Origin of the sequence: Xanthomonas sp. WHRI 1810A, from assembly GCF_040202885.1 — a bacterium.
In the GTDB taxonomy this organism is placed as follows: Bacteria; Pseudomonadota; Gammaproteobacteria; order Pseudomonadales; family Pseudomonadaceae; genus Aquipseudomonas.
Map to the genome: position 1 here is coordinate 1 of NZ_JBEGED010000050.1, position 696 is coordinate 696.

Genomic DNA, 696 nt, shown 5'->3' on the forward strand with positions numbered 1-696 from the left:
AACATCAGGCCTGCAGGGCACCCACGAAGCTCAATCGCCATGCGCAATGCTTTGCCAACCAGATTGGCGTCATTGACCTGAGAGAACGCCCAGCCAATAGCCCGGCGCGCATACAGGTCAATCACGATTGCCAGGTGAAACCAGCGATTTTCCACCCATAAACTGGTCACATCACCGCACCATACCTGGTTGGTCGACGAAGGGTCGAAATTGCGTTTCAGGTGATTCGGGGCAATGAACGCCTCTGCTCCTTTGGAGCGAAAAGCAGCCGGTCGGCGCTGTTTGCTAACGATATTGGCTTCGCGCATCAGCTTGCCTGCGAGGTGGCGGCCTATTGTAATGTTCTGTGCTTGCAGGTTCTTGGCAACCATCCTGGCCCCCATGCTTTCCCGGCTTTCCATATGCAACCCAACCACCTTGGCTTTGAGCGCGTCACGCTTGATTTTCGGACGCGCACTGCGCTGCAACCACTCATAAAAGCTGCTGCGCTTGACCTGAAAAACGTCACATAACGTTGCCGTCGGATACTGCTCTCTTAGCTCCGCAATCACCGAAAGCGATCGGGATCCGACATCAAGAGAGCGGTAGCCTTTTTTAAGATTTCTGCCTCCAGCTCAAGCCTTTTTACCTTGGCTTTGAGTTCCTGAATCTGACGCTGATCCTCGGTAATGGCCTTGGTGCCCTTGACTGGCTGCC

1 protein-coding gene is annotated in these 696 nt (G+C 54.3%); it reads right to left on the bottom strand.

The features are described 5' to 3' along the window. The coding region (locus tag ABQX22_RS26655) for a DDE-type integrase/transposase/recombinase (protein ID WP_349802853.1) at positions 1 to 551 on the bottom strand (551 nt) is incomplete at its 3' end. Positions 552 to 696 lie beyond the last annotated feature (145 nt).